The organism is Photobacterium sp. GB-56 (genome assembly GCF_003026105.1).
GTDB lineage: Bacteria > Pseudomonadota > Gammaproteobacteria > Enterobacterales > Vibrionaceae > Photobacterium.
Window position 1 is genome coordinate 384,419 of record NZ_PYNW01000001.1, and the last position, 24,150, is coordinate 408,568.

At 40.4% G+C, this 24,150-nt stretch carries 23 protein-coding genes and 1 other annotated feature; of the genes, 6 read left to right on the forward strand and 17 right to left on the reverse strand.

Going from position 1 to position 24,150, the window contains the following annotated elements:
- Nucleotides 1–256 precede the first annotated feature (256 nt).
- From C9J42_RS01800 to C9J42_RS01810, 3 genes are all read right to left on the reverse strand, one after another.
- Nucleotides 257–1,066, reverse strand: a complete 810-nt coding sequence (locus C9J42_RS01800) for a S9 family peptidase (protein ID WP_158259491.1) — start codon at nt 1,064–1,066, stop codon at nt 257–259.
- A gap of 216 nt (nt 1,067–1,282) precedes the next feature.
- Nucleotides 1,283–2,509 (reverse strand): NRAMP family divalent metal transporter, encoded by a 1,227-nt coding sequence (locus C9J42_RS01805; protein ID WP_199187004.1) that lies wholly within the window; start codon nt 2,507–2,509, stop codon nt 1,283–1,285.
- Between the two features lie 330 nt (nt 2,510–2,839).
- Nucleotides 2,840–3,451, reverse strand: coding sequence for a LysE family translocator (locus C9J42_RS01810; protein ID WP_107292047.1), 612 nt, complete (start codon nt 3,449–3,451; stop codon nt 2,840–2,842).
- Nucleotides 3,452–3,549: 98 nt separating this feature from the next.
- Here C9J42_RS01810 and C9J42_RS01815 point away from each other — a divergent pair, with 98 nt between their 5' ends.
- Nucleotides 3,550–4,416: a LysR family transcriptional regulator gene (locus C9J42_RS01815; RefSeq protein ID WP_107301602.1), complete on the forward strand. Its 867-nt coding sequence runs from the start codon at nt 3,550–3,552 to the stop codon at nt 4,414–4,416.
- Between the two features lie 54 nt (nt 4,417–4,470).
- Here C9J42_RS01815 and C9J42_RS01820 read toward each other — a convergent pair whose 3' ends face one another.
- Nucleotides 4,471–5,265, reverse strand: a complete 795-nt coding sequence (locus tag C9J42_RS01820) for a M48 family metallopeptidase (protein WP_107205654.1) — start codon at nt 5,263–5,265, stop codon at nt 4,471–4,473.
- Nucleotides 5,266–5,780: 515 nt separating this feature from the next.
- On the opposite strand from C9J42_RS01820, the gene yiaY reads away from it, so the two are divergent.
- Nucleotides 5,781–6,929 (forward strand): L-threonine dehydrogenase, encoded by a 1,149-nt coding sequence (yiaY, locus tag C9J42_RS01825; protein ID WP_107287039.1) that lies wholly within the window; start codon nt 5,781–5,783, stop codon nt 6,927–6,929.
- Nucleotides 6,930–7,010: 81 nt separating this feature from the next.
- On the opposite strand, the gene cls is transcribed toward yiaY, so the two are convergent.
- Complete coding sequence (cls, locus tag C9J42_RS01830) at nt 7,011–8,462, reverse strand: cardiolipin synthase (RefSeq protein ID WP_107205656.1); 1,452 nt, start codon at nt 8,460–8,462, stop codon at nt 7,011–7,013.
- A 288-nt stretch (nt 8,463–8,750) separates the two neighbouring features.
- On the opposite strand from cls, the gene C9J42_RS01835 reads away from it, so the two are divergent.
- The 4 genes from C9J42_RS01835 (at nt 8,751) to sbmA (ending at nt 12,173) form a co-directional block, all read left to right on the forward strand.
- A complete protein-coding gene (locus C9J42_RS01835; RefSeq protein ID WP_107205657.1) occupies nt 8,751–9,446 on the forward strand; it encodes a TIGR01621 family pseudouridine synthase in 696 nt (231 codons plus the stop codon).
- A 149-nt stretch (nt 9,447–9,595) separates the two neighbouring features.
- Nucleotides 9,596–9,865 (forward strand): hypothetical protein, encoded by a 270-nt coding sequence (locus C9J42_RS01840; protein WP_107205658.1) that lies wholly within the window; start codon nt 9,596–9,598, stop codon nt 9,863–9,865.
- A gap of 80 nt (nt 9,866–9,945) precedes the next feature.
- Nucleotides 9,946–10,884: a class I SAM-dependent methyltransferase gene (locus C9J42_RS01845; protein ID WP_107290449.1), complete on the forward strand. Its 939-nt coding sequence runs from the start codon at nt 9,946–9,948 to the stop codon at nt 10,882–10,884.
- Nucleotides 10,885–11,162: 278 nt separating this feature from the next.
- A complete protein-coding gene (gene sbmA, locus C9J42_RS01850; RefSeq protein ID WP_107287037.1) occupies nt 11,163–12,173 on the forward strand; it encodes a peptide antibiotic transporter SbmA in 1,011 nt (336 codons plus the stop codon).
- Between the two features lie 75 nt (nt 12,174–12,248).
- On the opposite strand, the gene gspS2 is transcribed toward sbmA, so the two are convergent.
- The 12 genes from gspS2 to aroF form a co-directional block, all read right to left on the reverse strand.
- On the reverse strand, nt 12,249–12,650 hold the full coding sequence (gene gspS2 / locus C9J42_RS01855; RefSeq protein ID WP_107205661.1) for a type II secretion system pilot lipoprotein GspS-beta: 402 nt from the start codon (nt 12,648–12,650) through the stop codon (nt 12,249–12,251).
- 19 nt (nt 12,651–12,669) lie between these two features.
- Nucleotides 12,670–12,969, reverse strand: coding sequence for a YciI family protein (locus C9J42_RS01860; RefSeq protein ID WP_107294102.1), 300 nt, complete (start codon nt 12,967–12,969; stop codon nt 12,670–12,672).
- 164 nt (nt 12,970–13,133) lie between these two features.
- A complete protein-coding gene (gene yciA, locus C9J42_RS01865) occupies nt 13,134–13,532 on the reverse strand; it encodes an acyl-CoA thioester hydrolase YciA (RefSeq protein ID WP_107205663.1) in 399 nt (132 codons plus the stop codon).
- A gap of 11 nt (nt 13,533–13,543) precedes the next feature.
- Nucleotides 13,544–14,083, reverse strand: a complete 540-nt coding sequence (locus tag C9J42_RS01870) for a septation protein A (protein WP_107259469.1) — start codon at nt 14,081–14,083, stop codon at nt 13,544–13,546.
- A gap of 129 nt (nt 14,084–14,212) precedes the next feature.
- A complete protein-coding gene (locus C9J42_RS01875) occupies nt 14,213–15,421 on the reverse strand; it encodes a dicarboxylate/amino acid:cation symporter (RefSeq protein WP_199187003.1) in 1,209 nt (402 codons plus the stop codon).
- Between the two features lie 821 nt (nt 15,422–16,242).
- Entirely contained in the window at nt 16,243–17,046 is an 804-nt protein-coding gene (gene trpA, locus C9J42_RS01880) for a tryptophan synthase subunit alpha (protein ID WP_107301603.1), read from the reverse strand.
- On the reverse strand, nt 17,046–18,236 hold the full coding sequence (gene trpB, locus C9J42_RS01885) for a tryptophan synthase subunit beta (protein ID WP_107245502.1): 1,191 nt from the start codon (nt 18,234–18,236) through the stop codon (nt 17,046–17,048). Before trpB ends, trpA begins: the two co-directional genes overlap by 1 nt.
- A 2-nt stretch (nt 18,237–18,238) precedes the next feature.
- Nucleotides 18,239–19,639, reverse strand: coding sequence for a bifunctional indole-3-glycerol-phosphate synthase TrpC/phosphoribosylanthranilate isomerase TrpF (trpCF, locus tag C9J42_RS01890; RefSeq protein ID WP_107301604.1), 1,401 nt, complete (start codon nt 19,637–19,639; stop codon nt 18,239–18,241).
- Between the two features lie 2 nt (nt 19,640–19,641).
- Nucleotides 19,642–20,652, reverse strand: coding sequence for an anthranilate phosphoribosyltransferase (gene trpD / locus C9J42_RS01895; RefSeq protein WP_107205669.1), 1,011 nt, complete (start codon nt 20,650–20,652; stop codon nt 19,642–19,644).
- A gap of 11 nt (nt 20,653–20,663) precedes the next feature.
- Entirely contained in the window at nt 20,664–21,284 is a 621-nt protein-coding gene (locus tag C9J42_RS01900) for an aminodeoxychorismate/anthranilate synthase component II (RefSeq protein ID WP_107245498.1), read from the reverse strand.
- 11 nt (nt 21,285–21,295) lie between these two features.
- Nucleotides 21,296–22,876 (reverse strand): anthranilate synthase component 1, encoded by a 1,581-nt coding sequence (locus C9J42_RS01905; protein WP_370445009.1) that lies wholly within the window; start codon nt 22,874–22,876, stop codon nt 21,296–21,298.
- A gap of 11 nt (nt 22,877–22,887) precedes the next feature.
- Nucleotides 22,888–23,901: a 3-deoxy-7-phosphoheptulonate synthase gene (aroF, locus tag C9J42_RS01910; protein ID WP_107301606.1), complete on the reverse strand. Its 1,014-nt coding sequence runs from the start codon at nt 23,899–23,901 to the stop codon at nt 22,888–22,890.
- Nucleotides 23,902–23,980: 79 nt separating this feature from the next.
- Nucleotides 23,981–24,075 (reverse strand) — a sequence feature (Trp leader region).
- Nucleotides 24,076–24,150 lie beyond the last annotated feature (75 nt).

Genomic DNA, 24,150 nt, shown 5'->3' on the forward strand with positions numbered 1-24,150 from the left:
TGTAGAGCATTTTTCATAGAAAAGAAGTGATTCTGTAGTTTTAATCATTTTGGCTAGTAAATGTTTATAGTCGAATTTATCGTTACTTTTTCTAATATTTACTTGTAAAAATAGAGCGAGTTTTTAAATAATTTCTGCTCATATTTGAGTTTGCTTATAGAGTCCTATGGCGTTGGTTTTGTGTCACCCAACAATATTAAAGAAAGCCGCTGAGTTAATCCTCAGCGGCTTTTTTGCGTTTAGCGTAAATGATGATTTATAAGCGCGAATTTAACCAATTAGCTGTTATTTCTAGTAGCTCTTTACTTTGATGTGCCTGTGGATCAAAGACATTAAAGATATGATCACCATCTTTTATGACGACAGCTGTAGCGTCTTTACTGCCTGATGCGGTGATCAGTGTATTCGCATTTTCCCACGGTAAAACGGTATCGTTAGTACCTGAAATCGCTAATAGGGAACCTGTAAATTGCTTTATCAATGTGAGTGATTGCTGGGCTTTTAATTGTTCAAACCATGTTAGGTTTACTTTAAATGGTGAACGCCAATCATATTTAATTAATGCGTAGCCGTTCTGTTTTGCCTCGTCATAGTATTGTTCAAAAAAGGCTTTCATTGGTGCAATGCCATTACCAACAGCAGGAGACCAGACAGCAAGTGATTTAATGTTGGGCTCTTCGATAACCAATAATTGTGAGATTAATGCGCCTTGGCTAAAGCCGATAACCCCAATACGATGCTTATCTATTTTGGGGTTAGCTTGAAGGTAGTTAAAAGCGGTCTGTCCATCGAGAACAGCAGAAGATAAAGAGTATGCTAAGTCAGATGTTTTACTGTCACCACTGCCTGCAAAATCGAGACGAATAGATGCAATACCTAATGCTTCTAATTTTTCACTGAGAGATTTATATAAATTACCCACTTCATCTTTTTGTGTCCCTGTTCCATGGAGCATGATCACTGCAGGTATCTGTTCATCTATTTTCTTATCAGGTACCGAGAAGATAGCTGGAATATCATAGCTGCCATTATGTAGAGAGATTTGCTGAGCGTCGGCAAGGGCCATATTAGAAAAACTTAATAGTAACGAAGGGATGATATATTTTTTAAACATGATTAAAGATTAAAAATGAATGATATATTGGTTATTCTAAATTGATTTAGTTTATCTATCTGACAATAAAGTTAAAAATCAGATGTCTATTACAAATCATGAGTCATAAAAAGCAGAAAGGTCTAGCGCCATCACTAGACCTTTATTGGGTTGAACCCAGTATTGGGCTTATCCCATAAACTTTGTCATAAAGTTGCTGATATTTGAAAGGCTAGCCGCAGCCATTACCACCACAATCAATACACCTGTAACGGTTAGATACATTGGATGCTTGTAATCACCGACGATGTCTTTGCGGCGAGTAGCGGCAAGTACCATGGCTAATACCACTGGCAGAATAATACTGTTAATAAGACCGGCTAACATCAGCAGTAGAATAGGCATGTTCATGGTCACGGTGCCAAGGCTGGTGATGATAATAAAACCCACACACCATGCTTTTTCATTGCGCGCAACCACAGGGAATAGGGTTTTAATTAGCGAGATTGCCATGTAAGAGTTACCAACCACCGAGGTAATTGAAGCAACAAATAACACCAAACCAAAGATAAAATAACCTATGTCACCTGCACCTTGACGGAACGCATCGGCGGCTGGGTTTGAGGTCTCTAATACCGCACCTGTTGCAATCACGCCAAATACTGCTAAGAACAGCAGAATACGAATAACAACAGCGATGGAAATGCCAGCCCATGCTGCTTTTTCAATTACGCTTACGTTTTCTTTACCTTGCAAGCCAACATCAACTAAGCGCTGCGCCCCTGTGTAGTAACCACCGACAGCACCACCAACAATGGTTAACGTTGGCAGTAATAGGTTACTCATATCTGTTGGTATCACTGCCGCTTTTAGTGTTTCACCCATAGGTGGAAGGCTAGTCATTGCCACATAAGCAATCAGCACAATCATAAACAAGCCAAGGTAGCGCGCCATTTGATCCATGCGTTTTGAGGCATTATGAACGACAAACAGTAAACAACCGACAACACCTGTGAACAATGCGCCCCATGTCGTATCGACACCTGTCAGAACATTGATACCTAATGCTGCACCACTGACGTTACCGAAGTTAAACGCCACTGCACCAAGCGCAAGTAGAATACCAACAACATAGCCCATCCCCGGGGTAACACGATTCGCAATGTCTTGGATACGTAAGCCAGATACACCCACAATGCGCCACAAGTTCATCACAATACCGAAGGTGATAAACATGGATGCAAAAACAGGAAATGCCATGTCGATTTTATAGATGTTAGTAAAAACAGCAGTTTGGGTTAAAAAGCCCGGACCAACAGAGGTCGTAGCCATTAGGAAAGCTACACTTAAAATTGCTTTGTTTTGCCAAGAAGTGTCTTGAGTACTGGTAGGTGCTGCAGAAGTCATCGTTGTCATGTTGATCTCTAAAATGTTGTCTCTCTCTTTATATAGAAAAAAGAAAGACAACTGACCAAGATCAGCTGACTCAAAGAAAAGAAAAAAAACGTAAAAACAGATAGTTACGAAATGTAATCGTTTGCTTCGACGCGGATATTAGTGACATGAGGTAAAGCTGTCAACGAAAAATTAGAATAAAAATTAGATTTTACTTATTTGTGCGATATTTATTTTCGTAAGGAATGTTTAGTGAGAACTTTTCACTAAGTCAGTTAGATTTTGTCGAAATATTGGAAGCGATAAAGAGAAAGTCGCTGAATGATGATCAGCGACGTTGAGTTTGAAGCGTTAAGATTTTAATGCCAGTACAGTACCGAAGGTAACCAGTCCTACGCCACAGAGTTGGTTTAGTCGCTTCTTCATATTCAATAAACGTGTTTGCAGTGCTTTTGATGTAAATAGGATCGCAACAAGGCTAAACCATAAACAGTGCATCGCAATCATGTAACCACCATATAACAAGGCAATGTGGTTATCGCTTGCGTCTGTCGATACTACTTGGCTAAACACGCTTAAGAAAAACAGCATGGTTTTAGGATTTAACGCGTTACAAAGAAAGCCTTGTGCTAGAAAGTGTTGGCTACTTTTACTCGGCTTAGTTGCACCTTGTAGATCGGTTTTGTTGTCAGAAAAAAAGATCCCATTTATCCCTAAATAAATTAGATAGGCAGCACCTGCATAGCGAATGGCATTAAATAGCATTTCATTTTGTGAGATAAGGTAACTGATCCCCAATAATGAGTAAGAAATGTGTATGGTGATCGCAAGGCTAATACCGATTGCAGTCCAGATCCCCGCGGAACGTCCGTGATTGAGGCTGTTTTTTAACACTAATACGAAATCAGCACCGGGACTTATTACAATCAATAATCCCAAGATCGCTAAGCTGATCAGTTCCATTTGTCTCTCCAGCAAGTTTTTTATGGCGATATTGTATGCGTGCGATGGCTATGTTTTAATCGAAAAGAAGTGAAATAACATGTGAGAAAAATTCACAGATGAGACATCTTAAAGCTTTTCATGTATTCGATGTGGCAGCGTCGTGTTCAAGTTTTAGTGAAGCGGCACAGCAATTGAACATTACGCATGGTGCAGTGAGCAAACAGATCAAGACGCTAGAAACGTATTTAGGCGTTGCGCTTTTTTATAAAAAAGGGCGTAACGTCTTTTTAACGCAGGAAGGTGAAAAGTTAAAAGTGTCTACCCGTCAAGTATTTAACGTATTGGAAAACACTGTCAATGCGTTGCGACAGTCAAGGCTTCATACGTTAGAGGTATCATGTGAGCCAACATTAACCATGCGTTGGTTAATGCCTCGATTAAGTGGCTTTTATGAATCGTCAGGTATTGATGTGCGTTTATCGACAGCTGGTGGTGCTGTGCAATTAGGGATAAATGGCTTATCGCTTGCGATACGTCGTGATGATTTTGAGTGTCATCGTGATTACTACAAAACGTCATTAGTTGAAGAATGGGTGGGGCCCGTTTTCTCGCCCGATTATTGGGAAAAAGTGAAGCACGATCTAGGCAGTATCACGACGATTCATAGTGCAACTCGAGCTAGCGCATGGCAAAACTGGCAGCAAATGAGCGATACAGCAACTGATTTTACTCACCACTCCCAGCAGACATTTGGTCATTTTTATTTTTGTATTCAAGCGGCTATTGATGGATTAGGAGCTGCAATGGGGTCATATCCTTTTGTTATGGATGATATCAAACGAGGTGTGTTGGTCGCGCCATTTGGTTTTGTGCCGTCGGGGTGTGATTATATTCTGATGAGTGATAAAGCAAATTTAGTCGGTGAAGAAAAACAGTTTGCTGATTGGTTAGTGGATAATTTATCGCAGGCTATACCGAAGTGATAAAATGAATAAAGCCGCAATTTAAAGCGGCTTTTAGCTATGGCAACGATTTTGTTAGGCTTCACGAGCGATTAGAGTCGATTTCTGATCACCAAGCTGATAGTTATTAATCGCGATAACACGTTTTGTCATACGTGGATGGCTTGATGTAATTTCTTGTAAAAAGCCAAACACGGCAGGCACACCCAGCTCTTGTTGTACAAAACTGTCGTTATTGGTCGCAGTCACCAGTTCGCGGCTTCCAGATGCCAGCGTGATGAGGGCATTAATGCTGGCGGATTTGTTATTAATAATTTCAGCAGCAATGCGATCACAGGTTAATTCACACGCACGACTATAAGCTGAACCTAAGAAAGGGATAAACATTGCTGGTTTCATTAATAAGTTAATCCAGAAATTTACGTGACCTGCAGCATGGTGAGCAAGTTCATGAGCAATGACAAAACGCAGTTGATCTTGTTTTTTCTCTTCCCATAATAAATCAACTAAATCGCTAAACAGTAGCGTGTATTTACGAGATAGAAATTTCACCGCTAATGCATTGGTTAAACCATGAGAATTTACAATAAACATTTCAGGCTTTTCTTTCATATCTAGCGCAGTGGCTATTTCGTCAGCCATATTATTTAAGTTTGCATATTGGTTTTTATTAACGTGAACGGCATTACCAAAAATACTAGCTTGAAAGAATTTACTTGATAGCCAAATAAAGAATGCGACTGGAATAAGAAAAATAAGAATACTAAAAAATGTGCCTAGTAATAATCCAACCCAAATTAATCCACCAATAATAATGCATAACATTTTATAAAGATGTTCTTTAGGATGACGTAACGAAGAAACGTTCATTAAATAATTCCTTTTGTCAGTTAATTAAAATGATCAATAGGAAAAATAGTGCAATTAAGAGTAATGACAGGCAAATGTAAGAGTATAAAAGTGCGATGCACATAATGAAAAAATAATGTTATTTCTTTTTGGTATTTCTTGTTGTAACTAGGTGGCTTAATTGTTCTTTTTGTTACTAAGTTAATCTTTTTAAGGCTATATCATGATTGATTCGACTTTTCATCGGGATATGTCACATTAATTATAAAGTCTTGCCATTTATTTTTTATTTTGTTTCTTTATTGAAAATATAAATTTCATCTAATAGATAATAAAAATCAAATAATGAGACCTTTATCAATTTAAAAATTTATCTTTATTATGACGTGATCTTGTTTGTTTTAGATCAAATAAATAAATCATTAAGTAGGTAAAACAATAGTAAAAAGATATTTGATTATTCTTGTGTTATTTACGAAAGCATTTTTTAACAGAGTGTTTTGGTAATTAATATTATTTAAATTAAGGTAAATATTATGAGCAGTGCATTCTATATTCCTACTGTTAACTTTATGGGCGCAGGCTGTTTAACTCAAGCGGCTGATGCGATTAAATCTCACGGCTTTAAAAAAGCACTCATTGTTACCGATAAAGTATTGAACCAAATTGGTGTGGTTACTCAAGTGGCTGTATTGCTCACTGAGCGTGATATTGACTCTGTGGTTTACGATGGCACCCAACCCAACCCAACCATTAAAAACGTTGATGAAGGTTTAGCGTTACTAAAAGAAAACCAATGTGATTTTGTAATTTCATTGGGCGGTGGTTCGCCTCATGACTGCGCGAAAGGTATTGCGCTATTGGCTGCCAACGGTGGTCAAATCGGTGATTACGAAGGTGTTGATCGTTCTGCAAAAGCACAGTTACCTGTGGTTGCTATTAACACCACAGCGGGTACTGCATCGGAGATGACCCGTTTCTGTATCATTACTGATGAAGAGCGTCATATTAAGATGGCGATTGTCGACAAGAACACCACGCCGTTAATGTCAGTCAATGATCCTCAACTTATGTTAGCGAAACCTGCATCACTAACCGCTGCAACAGGGATGGATGCATTAACTCACGCTATCGAAGCGTATGTTTCAACAGCCGCGACACCAATTACTGATGCTGTGGCGATTAAAGCGATTGAGTTAATTCAACAAAACCTACGTACCGCAGTGAAAGAAGGTCAAAACCTTAATGCTCGTGAGCAAATGGCGTATGCGCAGTTCATGGCTGGTATGGCATTTAACAATGCATCACTCGGTTATGTACATGCGATGGCGCACCAGTTAGGCGGTTACTACAATCTTCCTCATGGTGTATGTAATGCGATATTACTACCGCATGTTCAGCGTTATAACGCACAAGTATCAGCTGAGCGTTTACGTGATGTTGCTAAGGCTATGGGTGTTGATGTCGAAGGTATGACTGCAGAGCAGGGGGCTAATGCGGCACTTGAAGCGATTGTGGCGCTATCTAAAGATGTTGGCATTCCACTCGGTTTAAAAGAACTGGGTGTGAAAGAAGAAGATATCGCATTATTGGCTGATAATGCATTGAAAGATGCTTGTGGTTTCACTAACCCTAAACAGGCAACCCATGAAGAGATTTCACAGATCTTTATGGCTGCAATGTAATTGCTAAAGTACTGAGATAGTAAAAAGGCAATCAGATGATTGCCTTTTTTAATGGTTAACTTTTATACAAGCTTAATTGCGTTAAAGCAGTGGGCTAAACATATAGAAAAAGCGCTCGATAAATTTATTCTTCATGGAACGTTTACTCCATTGTTCACGATCGATTTCGTCGGAATCAGCAATATAACGTTGTTGTAATTGGCTGAGCTCTTGGGTGAAAACGATATTATCGACCGCCATTGTCACTTCAAAATTAAGCCATAAGCTTCGCATATCAAGATTTACAGTGCCAATTAAGCAATGGCTATCATCAATAACTACTGATTTTGTGTGTAACAACCCGCCGTGGAAACGATGGATATGTACTCCAGATTCAAGTAAATCACTAAAGAATGATCGGCTTGCCCATTCCACCATTATCGAATCATTTTTACGCGGAATAACAATATGTACTGCAATACCACGATCAGCTGCTCCTTTCATGGCATGCAGTAAATGTTCACTCGGCACGAAGTAAGGGGTTGTGATAACGACAGATTTTTGTGCTTGGTAAATACTTAGTAGCAACGCTTGGTGAATAATATCATCGGGCATACCTGGCCCTGATGGTATGACTTGTACTGTGTCTTTGTGCGCAGTATCAAAGGTACAGGAAGGCAGTGGGGGTAAAAAGCGTTTCCCTGTTTCTACCTCCCAGTCCCATGCTTGAATACAATTTAAAACCGAGACGGTAGGGCCTGAAATTCGCACCATGACATCGACCCATTGACCCACGCCCGCATCGACTTTAAAGAATGCAGGATCGACTAAGTTCATAGAGCCAGTATAAGCAATATGATCATCTACCACGACAATTTTACGGTGTAGACGTAAATCAAGACGACGGAAGAACATCCTAAACGGTGATACTGCTAGGGCCTCAACTAATTCGATGCCAGCACCACGCATTAACTTAGGCCAATGTGAACGAAAGAAGCGCATACTGCCCGCAGAATCAAGTAACAAGCGAATTCTAACACCACGTTTAGCCGCTTGAATTAAAGCAACGCCCACTTCATCAGCAAGCCCACCAGGGTTCCAGATATAAAATTCAAGGTGGATTGAGTGTTGTGCATTATTTATGTCCTTAACCAATGAACGTAAAATTTCTTGTGGCGATGATTGCAAGGAAAGATCATTACCAATAAGCCCAGGTATACCTAATCGATTTTCACATAAATTACTGATCGGTTTAGCAACAAGGCTCATTTCCTGAGGTTGATGTCCTGGACAATCATTGAGTTGTTTAAACCAATTAGCAAAAGGCAAAAACATTTCACGTGCACGCTCAGCTCGCTTTTTACCAAGATTTAATTCACCAAATAATAAATATGCAATTACCCCACCGATAGGTACGATGTAAATGATCATCATCCACGCTAGTGATACTCCAACTACACGACGTTTAAATACGACGCGAACAGTAACCGATGCGATGAGTAACCAATAGGCGAAAACGCCAATCCACGTTAAGACTTGATAAAATTGTTCCATCAAATGACTTCATTGCTTTAATAATACGTTATAGATATATAGTGCATTGAAAAGTGAAAAAAACCTAGTATTTAGGGTGTTTATTAACAAAAATTGGGTGAGATATCAGTTTTTAACTGTTTAATTAAATATATAAATTGGACCAAATATTAATTATTGAAAATTATAAAGAGAAGCATTTATTAGATAGAGATATACCATTTTTCTCCGGTGTTAATTTCACCCCCTGACTTTTCCTTTGATATTGTGCTGGTATACTCGCTCGCTCTTTTGTTGTAAGGCTGCCCTATGTTTACTCTTATTTACCAACACCCTGATTTTTTAGTTATTAATAAGCATCCAGGTATCAGTGTTCATAAAGATGACAATGATCAGCCGTTACTCGCAGCTGTTGCTGAACACACCGGCGATGAAAAGCTGTATTTGATCCATCGTCTAGACAAAATGACATCAGGTTTACTGCTGCTTGGACGTAATAAAGAAGCGGCATCGATCCTATCTTCAAATTTTGCTGAGCGGGTGGTCGAAAAGTTTTATGTAGCAATAGGCACCAAAAAGCCAAAGAAAAAACAAGGTGTGGTGATTGGTGATATGACTCGCTCACGTCGCAGTAGCTGGAAATTAGAAAGTACGAAGGAAAATCCAGCCATTACTCAGTTTTTCTCAACAGCTGCAGGTGAAGGACGACGTTTATTTCTCTGTAAGCCGCATACAGGAAAAACGCATCAGATCCGTGTTGCATTACGTAGTGTGGGTTCTGGTATTACTGGCGATGATATTTATGGCACTGAAACGTCAGATCGTGGTTACTTACATGCTTATGCACTGTCTTTTCCTTATAAGGGCGAAACACAGCGTTTTATTTGTCCACCAACAGACGGTAAATTGTGGCAAGTCGCTGAGACACAACAGGCGTTAAGCGATTGGAATCAGCCATGGCAATTAGAGTGGCCAACATTAGCTTATAAAAAGGCGAGTGTATAAATCTTTGTATGGATGCTGTGTTTTTCTGCAGTTTATTTAGAACTGTAGAAATCCTCAGCAACTAGCATCAGCACATATTCTTGGTGCTATAACTATCAATAAGCTTAACGTATAATGGCTGTCTAGGATCACCTAGCAAGAGAAAAAACATGCGTATTGTCCGCTCACGAGCTCATAGAAAACAACGTCGTAATCAACGCCAACTTCGACATTGTCGGTATCGGGCTCAGCAGTTTTTTCAATTAAAGTATGCTACGTTTTATTTCCCTTACCTCCCTGAATTAAAACAGACTAACGATGGTATTTTTCAATTATCATCGCATTTAATTTACCGTAATTATCCTGCATTTATACCGCATTGTTTACCTAAAAAAATCACTACTTCAGTGTTGCCAACGGCTCTATTATTAGCGGCTTGAGTAATATAAGACATGGAAACTGGTATTCTTGTGGCCAGTGGTTAAAATAGCGCCCTTAATTCACTATATAGTTTGAAATTATGGAAATAAGTGCATTACCCACTTTAGAAGCTCATCTACTCACAGCCTTGTCTTCACCGCCAAATGAAGTTCGCCGACTCTTTCATGGCCGTGGACGTTGCTGGCAAGGGTTAGAGCAAATAACGGTTGATTGGCTACAAGGTCAAGTACTTGTTTCCTTGTTTAAAGAGCCATCTCCTGAGTTCTTAGCTGAACTTACCACTTTGCTGAATAAACTGACTAAAACAGCAGAATGGCAAAACAGTGGTGCGACATCGCTATTGCTTCAACATCGTGATCGCGAAGGATCTCCGATGGACGTGATGTGGGGTGATACGTCTGAATATCAAGATGTGATTGAAAGTGGCTTAGTGTACAAGCTGGATCTTGGACGTAAGCAAAATAACGGCTTATTTCTTGATATGCGCTTTGGTCGTGATTGGGTTCGTGAGCAAGCAGCGGGTAAACGCGTGTTAAATTTATTCGCTTATACCTGTGGTTTCTCGGTTGCTGCAATTGCTGGTGGCGCAGAGCATGTTGTGAACCTTGATATGGCAAAAGCGGCATTAAGCCGTGGTCGTGATAATCACCATTTAAATAAACATGATTTAAAGAAAGTTAGTTTCTTAGGCCATGAATTATTTAAATCATGGGGTAAGGTACGCAAATATGGCCCATACGATCTCATTATTATTGATCCACCATCATTTCAAAAAGGTAGCTTTGCGCTCACGAAAGATTATCAAAAGATCTTACGTCGCTTACCTGAATTGTTAACCGAAAACGGTACAGTGTTAGCGTGTGTGAATGATCCTAGTATTACTTCAACTTTCTTAATTGAAGGTATGGCAGCAGAAGCACCAGAGCTCGTGTTTGAAAAACGTCTTGATAATCCACCCGAGTTTAAAGATATTGAGCCAGAAGGTGGTTTAAAGGCATTGGTATTCCAACGCAACTAATTGAAAAATAGAAAATAGCGATAACCATTATCTTATCCCTTATGTTTTAAATATAAGGGATTTTTTATATCTAATTGCTACGCTTCTAGTGATAAAAATGGATAAAGTGCCACATAGCCATATATTCAACCTTACTAACTTGTTCATAATTAAGGTAATGTTGCAATTTTTCAGCTGCTGACAAATACTGAAAAGACAGCATATAAAAATAAAAACGTAGGATTGTTAGTTCGTTTAGGGTAGCCACATAACAAAACATCGATTAAGGATGAGTCATTATGTTTAAGTCTTTTTTTCTCGAACGACGCTGGTTTTTATGGTCGATTTTGGGAAGCGCATTAATACTTTATGGTACTTGGTATAGTGTACAAATTACAGTTGAAGTCAATGAATGGTATGGATCTTTTTACAATTTACTTCAAAAGGCAATGACAACGCCAAACTCAGTGAAGTTTGAAGAAATACTTGCGGGAACCTTAGAATTTTTCAACATAGTGTCTTTGTATATCATTATTGCCGCTTTCTTAGAGTTTTTTACTAAGCACTTCGTGTTCAGATGGCGAACAGCAATGAATGATTATTACACCTCTCATTGGGATAAGATCCGTCATATAGAAGGGGCATCACAGCGTGTACAAGAAGACACAATGAGGTTGGCAGCGATCCTTGAAACATTAGGGGTTAGTTTTTTACGTTCAGTCATGTTGCTTGTTGCTTTTTTACCTCTATTGTGGACGTTAAGTGAGAATATCAAAGAACTACCTTGGATAGGGCCCGTTGAGCATTCCCTGGTTTATTTAGCCATCATTATTTCTGTTTTTGGAACAGGGCTTCTCGCTATTGTAGGAGTTAAACTTCCGGGGCTTGAGTTTAATAATCAAAAAGTTGAAGCCGCGTATCGTAAAGAGCTTGTACATGGTGAGGATCATCTGGAGCGAGCGCAGCCTGAAACACTTAAAGAACTGTATTCAAACGTTAGGAAAAATTACTTCACATTGTTCAAGCATTATCTGTATTTTGATATTGCTAAGTTTTCTTATCTTCAATATACAATGATTATACCTCTCATTGCGATGGGACCTGCTATTGTTTCCGGTGCACTGACTTTAGGGCTCTTTACACAAATTTCTAATGCTTTCAGTAAAGTAGAAGAATCATTCCAATATTTGGTGCATTCTTGGAAGACTATTGTTGAATTGATGTCGATTTATAAGCGTTTGAAAGCATTTGAAATACAAATAAACGAGGCCATTGCGGCTTCAGAAGTAACGATAGACGAGCAAATTTAAATATACCTATCAATATTGAAAAGCCCGTGCCAAATGATTATTGGTACGGGCTTTTTATCGCTATGGAAATGAATATTAATTCAGTTCTTCACAAGAGTCTTTAGATACTGCTTGCTGCGCCATTGTACGACCACTGATATCTTTGATCGTAATTAGGTAATTTACGCCGCTATCAAATAAAGGTTGTATTTCTTTGTTATTACAGTAGTTTCTTGCAGCCGTTTTGGCAGCATTGGATGGCGAAACACGACTTTTTCCACCATAAAGAACATTAATTTTAACGGTATTTCCTGACGCGTAGGCTTGGGTTATTTGATAGGCATCAATTTTTGGATAAGGTGCTTTACTATCAATTGCTGCAGCGCGGCTTTTTGCTAATGTTTCTGCAATTTGTTGCTTTTCATGAGAAGCACAGCCACTAAGCAGTAATAAACCTAATGATGCGGTGATTAGCGCTTTGCTTATAGTTAATTTCACAATCTCGCCCTTAAATAAATTATGGAAGCACTTTTTTGAATGGCTTCACAATCACATTAGCGTATACGCCTGCATCAATATAAGGGTCAGCGTCAGCCCATTGTTGTGCTTGTTCTAAAGAAGCAAATTCTGCAATAACAGTAGAGCCTGTAAATCCGGCATCACCTGGGGTCTCACTATCAATAGCAGGCATAGGCCCTGCAACTAACAATCGACCTTGTTCTTGTAAATCTTGTAAACGTGCAAGGTGTTTTTCACGAACGCTCATACGTCGCTCTAAGCTATTTTCAACATCTTGAGAAAAAATGACGTACCACATTATTGTTCTCCCTAATAAAGTACAGAAGTGACAGCACTATGGTGTTGCTGGCTATCTTGTTGTTCTATTTCTCCATAGTAACCAATAAAAAAAGCACTAACTAGGCGTTAGTGCTTTTTTGTCGGTTAATGTTGTACTTGTTAGCGAAATAGCGCCTTGTCTTATTACGCTTTTACAATTGGGCGCGGACGACCTTCGCTATTAATTGCAACATAATTAAATGTTGCTTCGCATACACGGTATCGATCACCGACAGTCTCAACATCGACAGGTTTTACCCAAACTTCAAGACCTATGCTCATGGATGTATTGCCAATGCGTTTACACTCACCGTAACAACAAACCACGTCACCAACACTAACAGGGGCTTTAAACTCTATTTTATCAACAGAGACAGTCACAACACGCCCGCCAGAAATTTCTTTGGCAAGGATCGCGCCTGCTAAGTCCAATTGGGACATGATCCAACCACCAAATATATCACCATTGGCGTTGGTGTCGGCTGGCATGGCAAGCGTGCGAAGCAGAAGCTGTCCGCGAGGGATATTATTTTTAGTGTTCATGATTTACAACTTTACTGGTTATTGTCACTTTTCGGTAAGTGGCGATAAATGTAGCCACCGGTGAGGAAGGTAAAGAGCAGCGTTAATGCTAATAGCCCAAATACCTTAAAGTCTACCCATATATCTAGCGGGAAATTGAATGCAATATAGATGTTTACTATAGCGCAGACAACAAAAAACACACTCCAAGCAAGGTTAATACGTAACCAAATTGATTCAGGTAAGGTAATTTCTTTCCCAAGCATACTTTTGATCAGTGGTTTACCCATAAATTGACTGATAAGTAATGCTAGAGCAAAAATGGCGTATATGATGGTGACTTTCCACTTTATGAAGTTTTCGTCATGGAGGAAAATGGTTAAGCCACCAAAAATAGCCACCAATACGAAAGTAACCAGTTGCATTTTTTCGACTTTTTTATAGATAAACCAAGTCAACGCTACCTGAACCGCTGTTGCTGCAATTAAAGCGCCTGTGGCGATAAAAATGCCACTCGTTTTGAATAAAATAAAGAAAATGATAAGGGGGATAAAATCTAATAATTGTTTCATTACAACAACTCATTTCTAATAATTAATAAGAGTATACCCTTTTAGTATGGTGAATGAAAAAGAGCGAAGAAAAAGCGACGCCTATTTTTGTTAGATGGGCGTTGCTAAGAAAAGGATAGTAGTGCTTTATTACTTAGTCGGTTCTTGATCGATAAGCCTATCAACAATCACCGCACAAGCAGCATCACCAGTGATATTAAGTGCTGTTCTTATCATGTCAAAGATCCGATCAAGTGCAAATAACAGTGGTAGACCTTCAATGGGGATGCCAGCTGAAAGCAAAACGGCAACCACAAGGAAAGATGGGCCAGGGACACCAGCTTGTCCAACTGCGCCTAAAGTGGATGTCAAAATGATGGCGACATAGGCGCCTATGGTTAAATCAACTTGGAATATTTGAGCAAAGAAAGTTGCAACTAAACCATAGTAAATGGCATTACCACTCATATTAATTGTCGCCCCTAATGGCAGAACGAATGATGCGGTAGCGTTACTGACCTTTAATTCTTGTTCACACGTTTCCATGTTAACCGGTAATGTTGCCATAGAAGAAGCGGTTGAAAGGGCTACAATCTGTGGCTTTTTCATGGCGGATAAAAATCTGATTGCAGAGGTTTTACTCAATATTTTTACTAGCAGGGGATAGAACACAAAACCGAAGATAGCAATGGCGACAACGTAAACAATAAACAGTTTAAAAACCACCATCAATGCATCAAAACCAAAGGTACCGACCGCATCTGCCATTAAACCAAATACACCCAGTGGCGCTATTTTCATAACAACGTTAATCATCCACACCATTGCATCAACGATGGCATTAATACCGTTGATTAATGGCTCACGTCGTTCTTTTTCTAGTTTAGAAACAGCGATACCAAAAAATAGACAAAACACTAATATCTGTAAAATATTAGCTTCGGTTAAAGACTGGAATACGTTAGTCGGGATCATCCCTAATACGGTATTCCAAAACGTTGGCAGCTCGCCTTTGTCGGCATAGGTTTTAGCAAAGAGGCCTGACACCGCATTAAGATCAATACCGATACCGGGTTTGAAAATATGTCCCATCCCCAATGCAAGTACGACAGCAATAGCGGATGTTAATGTAAAAAATAACAGAGTCGCTATTCCAACTTTACCAGCAGATTGACTGTTACCTAATCCTGCGGCACCTGAAATGATAGCAACAGCGACCAATGGAATAACTAACATTTTGATTAGGTGGATAAAAATACTGCCCAACGGCGCAAACATTGAAGCCGAATGCCCCATCATCGCGCCAACAAATGCGCCAACGAACATGGCAATAACAACTTGTACGCCAATATTTTTCATTAAACTTCCATTATTTTGCACAGTATCGACCTCTAAAGTATTGATGCAAAAGTGTAGTAAGCATAGTTGTGTTTATTTGGTTTTAATCGTTACGCGAATGTGTATTGGGTGTGTCTTTACATGCAATGATCATTGTTCGCAATCACGAGGATTGAGGTTTTCTGTTGATCGTTGAAAAAGAGTGGTAGCAATATGCATATATTAGAGTAATTGCTTATCGTTTGATGGCTTTTTATTGCATGGTTAAGTTAAAATGAACCCTTTCTTTATAGTGTTTCTTATTTCTTAATCTGGAGGCATCAATGAAATACTTATCAATCAAGGCGTTTATTCAACACTATGGAAAAATGGGTCTGATACTCTGTTTGGGACAAGCATTTCTGTTATTGGTTATTATCGTTTTCAATACGATAACAATTATTAATCATTTACCAAGCGTGTGTTATTTAAATAAAGTGTCTCATGTGACATCAATTTCTTACACATTGATATGCCTTGTTTTCTTGTACTACACGATTACAAGTTTCTTTAATCGCATTCGTTTGTTGTTCAACATTTGCCTTGTCGTTAACTTTTTTCTTTTCCTTGCTTTTGTTTTTAAGCTTAGTGTGAGTTGTGTATAGGTCGTCAATAACGCGCTATTAACGGTATTGAGAATTCTCTTATATTGTCATCAAGTATGTCTTCAAAGTTACTGTCTTTATTATTGGTGATAGATTTAAAGCACTCTTTTTCGTTAACGATAGCTATATAAAAAAGCCCATACATAAACAGCATCAGTAAGCTGAAATGTATGGGCTTATTACATTCGTTAGAATGCGTTATTTACTTGCTGCTTTCATTGATGAAATGAATGCAGATAATTTTTCTAACATTACAGTGTTGTTTTCAAGATTTTGCTCGATAATTTTCACGACTGCTGAGCCTGAGATTGCGCCTGCAGCACCTGCAGTGATCGCCTCTTTAACTTGCTCTGGCGAAGAAATACCAAATCCTAAAATAGCTGGCGGCGCGTTATGCGCTTTAAGGCTAGATAACAAGTGATCTATTGGCATTCCTGCTTTAGTTTCAGCACCCGTTACACCTGCGCGTGATAACAAGTAAGTGTAACCACCACCGAGTTCAGAGACCGCTTGTAGTGTTGCATCATCAGCATTAGGTGGCGCAATAAAAATAGGGTGAACACCGTATTTATTTGCCGCATCACGAAACTCATGTGATGCATTAACGGGAACATCTGCAATTAATACTGAATCAACTCCAGCTTTTGCACATTGCTGATAAAAGTTATCGATGCCAGCGGCAAACACAAGGTTGGCGTACATCAATAACCCGACTGGCACGTCAGGGTATTTTTGACGAATTTGTGTTAGTAACTCAAAACACAAGGTTGGTGTGGTGCCTGATTCTAATGCGCGGATGGTTGCGCCTTGGATTGTAGGGCCATCAGCGAGAGGATCTGAAAATGGAATACCTAATTCTAAAGCATCAGCGCCAGATTCAACCAATGTATCAATGATCTTCATTGATTGCTCTGGAGTCGGATCGCCAATGGTAACAAAAGGCACAAAAGCGCCTTCATTGCGCTCAGCTAATGTGCTGAATAATTGTTGATAACGATCCATTATAATGCTCCTTTTTCCTGCAAAATATCGTGAACAGTAAAGATATCCTTGTCACCACGACCTGATAAGTTAACTACTAGCAATTGTTCTTTTTCTGGTTCTGCATGAATAAGTTTCATGGCATAAGCTAATGCATGAGCAGACTCAAGCGCAGGAATGATCCCTTCTTTACGTGCGAGCAATTGGAATGCATCTAGTGCTTCATCATCAGTCACTGAGCCGTATTCAGCACGACCTGTTGCATTTAAGTGAGCATGTTGTGGACCGACAGATGGGAAATCAAGACCTGCTGATACAGAGTAAGACTCTTCAACTTGACCGTGTTTATCTTGCATCAGTGGTGCTTTCATACCAAAGAAAATACCTAATGTACCGTGTTTAAGAGGTGCACCATGCATATCGGTATCTAAACCTTTACCGGCAGGCTCTACACCAATCAGTTTCACATCTGTTTCTTCAATGAAATCTGAAAACATACCAATTGCGTTGGAACCGCCACCGACACAAGCAATAACTGCATCAGGTAGGCGACCTTCTTTCTCTACGATCTGGGCTTTAGTTTCTTCACCAATAATATGCTGGAATTCTCGTACAATCGTTGGGAATGGGTGAGGACCCGCCGCTGTGCCTAGCAAGTAGTGTGCTTTGTCATAACTTGCAGACCAATCACGCATTGCTTCATTACAAGCATCTTTTAAGGTTGCAGAGCCTGAGTGGACAGGAATAACTTCTGCGCCCATCAACTTCATGCGAAATACGTTAGGGCTTTGACGTTCAACATCTTTAGCACCCATGTAAACACGACATTTAAGACCGAGTAGTGCACAAGCAAGCGCAGTTGCAACACCGTGTTGACCGGCACCAGTTTCAGCGATGATCTCATTTTTACCCATGCGCTTAGCGAGTAATGCTTGACCTAAAACTTGGTTTGTTTTGTGCGCGCCACCGTGTAATAAATCTTCACGTTTCAGGTATAGCTTTGTTTTCGTCCCTTTCGTCAAGTTCTGACATAGCGTTAGGGCGGTTGGACGACCAGCGTATTCTTTAAGTAGTGTAATAAATTCTTGTTGAAAACTCGGATCTTGCTGCGCTTCAATAAACGCATCTTCCAATTGGTCTAATGCAGGCACTAAAATTTGTGGTACATACTGACCACCAAATTCGCCAAAAAAGGCATCTAATTTACTCATAATTATTTATCGTCCTTAATATTTTTGATTGCCGCGAATGCCGCACTCAATTTATTCGAGTCTTTTTTGCCTGGCGCACTTTCCACACCAGAATTTAAATCAAGGCCATCAAATCCTAATGCTGCCGCTTGTTGTGCGTTGTCTGCATTTAAGCCACCAGCCAGTAATATACCTTTGCGATCGCCGCTTTGGATCAACGACCAGTCGAAGCTTGTCCCTGTACCACCACTTTGATTACCTACTTTACTATCAACAAGGTGTTTATCAACTTGGTATGCTGATAAATCAGGTAAAGCATCTGATACCCCGTGCGCTTTCCAAATTTTACATTGAGCAGGAAGTTGTGCTTTTAGCTCATTAATGTATTGCTGCGTTTCTGTGCCATGTAGCTGCACAACACTGAGTGCAAGTTGTTTTGCCGTATCGACAATTGTTTCAAGCTCTGCATTTTGGAATACACCAACATAATCGAGTGGGGCGCCTGTCATCACATGGCGTGCTTGCTCGATATCAACACAGCGAGGGGAGTTAGAAACAAAAATTAAACCACCGTAAACGGCACCATTTTGGTAAGCGATGGTGGCGTCTTTCGCTTCGGTTAATCCGCAGACCTTGTTATCACCAAGTAACACACGGCGTACCGCAAGATCGAGGTTATCTTCTGCCATTAACGAGCTGCCAATTAAAAAGCCATTGGCATATTGAGATAACTGGCGAATTTCTTGATTGCTGTAAATACCAGACTCTGAAATCACAATTGTGTCTGGTGATAATTTCGGTGCAAGCTGTTTAGTGCGGTCTAAATCAATACTTAAGTCGCGTAAATTACGGTTGTTAATACCGACAACTTTCGCTTTTAAGTTAATCGCACGTTCAAGCTCTTCTTCGTTACTCACTTCGGTCAAAATGCCAAGATTTAATTGATTGGCAACATCAGCAAGGGTTTGGTATTCCTCGTCATTGAGGACTGACAACATAAGTAAAATAGCATCAGCTTGATAGTGACGAGCTAAATAGACTTGATAGGTATCAACCATGAAGTCTTTACATAGTACGGGCTGGTGTACTTGGCCACGGACTTGAGGGAGAAACTCAAAGTTACCTTGGAAGTATTTTTCATCGGTTAGAACTGAAATCGCACTCGCATAGTTGTTGTACACGCTTGCAATGTAATCAAGATTAAAATCGTCTCGGATCAAGCCTTTTGATGGTGAGGCTTTTTTACATTCAAGAATGAATGCAGGGCGCTCTACACCATTATCAGTATTGGATGATAACGCTTGGTAGAAGTCGCGATCACTTGGGACGAGATCATGAATAAATGAATCAAGTGGCTGTGATGCTTTACGTGCTTCTACCCAAATTTTTTTGTCAGCAACAATTTTTGCTAATACTGTTTCCATGATTATCCTCGTGCTGCCAATTTTTCTACTAATTCAAAAGCTTTGCCTGATTGCATGACTTCAATAGCTTGTTGCGTATTTTGTTTAAGATCTTCTTGACCGAATAAACGTAATAGCAGGGCTACGTTGACTGCTACTGCACCAACTTGGGCAGGTGTACCTTTACCGGTTAAAATGTTAGTGATAATGGCGCGGTTCTCTTCAGGTTCGCCGCCTTTAATCGCCTCTAACGGGTAGGTATCCAAACCGAAATCAGCAGGAGTGAGAGTGTATTCGGTGATTTCGCCATTAATGATTTCCGCAACATGGGTTTCACCATGAATTGCCACTTCATCTAAACCACTACCGTGAACCACAGCCGCACGCTTCATGCCCATGGTAGCCATGGTTTCTGCAATCGGACGAACGAGGCTATTGTCGTAAACACCCATAAGTTCAATGTTAGGTTTTGCTGGGTTAATTAAAGGCCCAAGTACATTGAAGATGGTGCGAGTCTTTAATGTTTGACGTACAGGCATAGCGTGGCGTACACCACCGTGATATTCAGGCGCAAATAGGAAACACACGCCAAGTTCATCTAATGCGCCACGCGCGTTTTCTGGTGTCATCGCAAGGTTGATACCAAATTTATCAAGCAGATCTGAAGAGCCAGATTTGCTTGAAACGCCACGGTTACCGTGTTTCGCCACTTTAATACCACACGCTGCAGCTACAAATGCCGCAGTGGTTGAAATATTGATGGTATTGGCACCATCACCACCTGTTCCTACGATATCGGCAAAGTCATAATCTGGGCTTGGGAAGGCGTTGGCATTAGCGACTAAAGCACTTGCGGCTCCAGCAATTTCTTGGGGGGTTTCACCTTTAATTTTCAACGAGGTTAAAACGGCCGAAAGAATGATGGGATCGACCTCACCCTTGATAATGGCATCAAATAGGGTGTGACTCTCTTGTTGGCTCAGAGATTTTTGATCGTAGAGTTTATTGGCAATATCGTAAATTTTGTTATCCATAATCATCGTCCTTAATGCTTTGAATTATTCTTTCCGTTAGATGTTGTTACCCAATTTAAGGTCTGTGTTAAAAGCTCCGCCCCTTGTGTCGTTAGGATTGACTCCGGATGGAATTGAAAGCCACATACCTTATCTTCTTCGTTCAGTACAGCCATGACTAAGCCATTAACATCGGCGATAGTCTCTAGGCTATCAGGCACTTCTGTTGCGACTAAAGAATGGTAACGTGCAATAGAGAGAGGATTCGGTAAATTGCCAAACACTGCATGTTGGTTGTGGCTCATCATTGCAGCTTTCCCATGGACAATTTCACCTGCGCCTGAAACTTTACCGCCGTAAGCTTCAACAATCGCTTGTTGTCCGAGGCAAATACCAATCATTGGTACTTTACCTTTCACGCGTTGGATCAGTTCGGGCATACATCCCGCATCAGCTGGCACACCAGGACCGGGGGATAACACTAAAACGGGATTGCTTTTAGCACTAAGTGCATTTTCTACTTGCTCTGCCGTTAAGTTATTACGGTAAATCGTTACTGGGTGACCGAGAGAACGAAATTGATCAACAAGGTTGTAAGTAAACGAATCAAAGTTGTCGAGTAGCACAATATGGGCTGGGGTTGCGTTTGTCATTGTGGTTCTCCTTAACCTTGATGTGCTGTGCGAATAGCGTTAATGACTGCTTGCGCTTTGCCACGCGTTTCATCGGCTTCTGCTTGTGGAATGGAGTCGTAAACCACGCCAGCACCAGCTTGAACACTTGCAATACCATTTTCAACGTAAGCTGAGCGGATCACGATACAAGTATCCATATCACCGTGACCAGTAAGATAACCGACAGCACCGCCATAACTACCACGACGGCGTTGTTCAACATCACGGATAAGCTGCATAGCTCGGATTTTCGGTGCCCCTGTCAATGTGCCCATGTTCATACAGGCTTGGTACGCATGAAGGGCATCAAGATCGCCTCGCAATTGGCCTACTACACGAGAAACTAAGTGCATCACATGGCTGTAGCGATCAACTTTCAGTAAATCTGCCACATAGCGGCTACCCGCTTCACTGATCCTTGCTACATCATTACGTGCTAGATCCACTAACATCATGTGTTCAGCATTCTCTTTTTTATCGCAACGTAGCTCTAATTCAATGCGACCATCTAAATCAAGGTTAATTGATCCGTCGCTGTTTTTGCCTCGTGGTCGAGTACCAGCAATCGGGTATATCTCTACTTGGTTTGAATCTGAACAATATTTCAGTGCACTTTCAGGAGAGGCGCCAAACAGGGTGAATTCTGCGTCTTGCAAAAAGAACATGTAAGGGCTTGGATTACCAATTTTCAATGCTTTATATGCCGCGAGCGTTGAAGGGCATGGCAAAGTAAATTGGCGTGACGGCACTACTTGGAACACATCGCCATTGATAACGTATTGTTTAAGATCGTTAACCGTTTGGCAGAAATCTTCATCGCTAATAGACGCCTCTGGTTCACATTTATCTAATACTTGTGCGGGTGGCACAGGCTGAGGGTTTAAACAGATCTCTTTAATCGTTTGCAGGCGACGACTCAAATCATGATAGCTATTGGTGTAGTGCTCGCCACCAAATAAAGTTGCTTGCAGCGTGCCTTTACGACGTTGGTGATCGATAATCAACAAGGTTTCGGCAATATAGAAAATATAGTCAGGACAGTTATTGTCTTGCTTCACTTCTGGTAGCGGCTCAAAATCAGCGACTAAGTCATACGCAAATAGACCACCTAAGAATAAAGCTTCTTTTGGGTGGTGCTTGGTATCAAAGGCATGTTGGATCAAACGTAGAGCATCGAATGATGAAGTTTGGCGTAAGCGGCTATCCTCATCAATATCATGAGCGTGGGATGGAAATACCAAGGTTAATGTTTTTCCATCTAGTGCTGCATGAATATCGTTAGGCAGTTGGCTTTGTAAATGCGTAATGACATTCACACCATTACTTGTTAGTGCTTCCAACGTGACTTCTTTACCGCGGCAAACAATACGTACTGCTGCATCAACAAGCATTAAGCTCTTTAAATCTTGCTTAGAATCAACTTCTGCTGATTCTAATAAAAGGTTGTGCGGGCGATCGCCACAAACTGAAAAGTACAGTTCAGTGGGATCGGCAACATAAGGTACATCAAGGCTGAGAAGATTGATCTCATTAGCCGCTAATGTATTTTGCCCTAGTGGATGATTTCCTATTGAGTGAGTATTCACAGCGTTCTCCCTGCCGCTTCCACAAACGGTTTTAATTCCTGCATTAATTGTTCAAACATTGGTGCGGTTAATGCTTGATGACCATCAGATAAGGCTTCACATGGATTTAAATGTGATTCGACAATGATGCCATCGGCGCCAACAGCAGCTGCTGCGCGTGAGAGTGGGATCACTAACTCACGGATACCTGTTCCATGGCTTGGGTCGACCAGCACGGGCAAATGGGTATGTTGCTTTAAATAAGCGACAGCATTGAGATCCAATGTATTTCTGGTTGCTGTCTCAAACGTTCTAATACCACGTTCACACAAAATGATATTTGGGTTACCGGCATCATATATATATTCAGCAGCGAGCAGCAATTCCTCGATAGTGGCTGAAAGTCCGCGTTTGAGCAAGATCGGTTTTTTACTTTCAACGATAATTTTTAACAAGCCATAGTTTTGCATATTTCTCGCACCAATTTGAAAACAATCAATATATTGAGTCATTTTTTCAACTTGGCTCACATCCATAACTTCAGATACGGTAGGTATACCGAGCATGTCATTGGCTTTTTTTAACAATTTTAACCCTTCAATACCTAATCCTTGGAAATCATAAGGGCTGGTGCGAGGTTTATATGCTCCACCTCGTAGTGCCATAGCACCATGAGACTTCACCATTTCAGCCACAGACAATAATTGTTGCTCTGATTCGACAGAGCAAGGGCCTGCAATAACAGCAAAACGATCGCCACCGACCGCAGCAGAGCCAAAACGTACCACTGTGTTGTGGGCTTGGACTTCTCGGCTAACTAATTTGTATTTAGTTAAAATGGGTTTTACCGTTTCAACTAAAGGGTTCGCTTCGATATTTAAGCGTTGTAAAACACGTTCATCACCTAATGCACCTAAAACAATGCGTTCACTGCCAGGCATATATAGCGGTTTTAATCCGACACTGTCGATTAGAGCTAGTAGGCTTTTGGCATCAGCTTCTGTTGCTTGCGGTTTTAAGACAATAATCATGAGGTCATCCTTGTTAATGGTCGCAGTGAAGGCTAGGTGCAGTGCCCGTTTTATTTTTTATTTGGTTAAATTCGGCGTTATAAAAAAGCCCGCATTGATGGCGGGCTCGTTGCTATTTTGCTGAGTTACAGCAATTCACACCGCCCGTAAGTAGGAGTGCCACCACCAATTATTGAAGAAAACGCATTGTTGATTTTGAATTTGCTGTAACATGTAAGAGCCCTATTAGGTATTAGTTACATTTTTTCT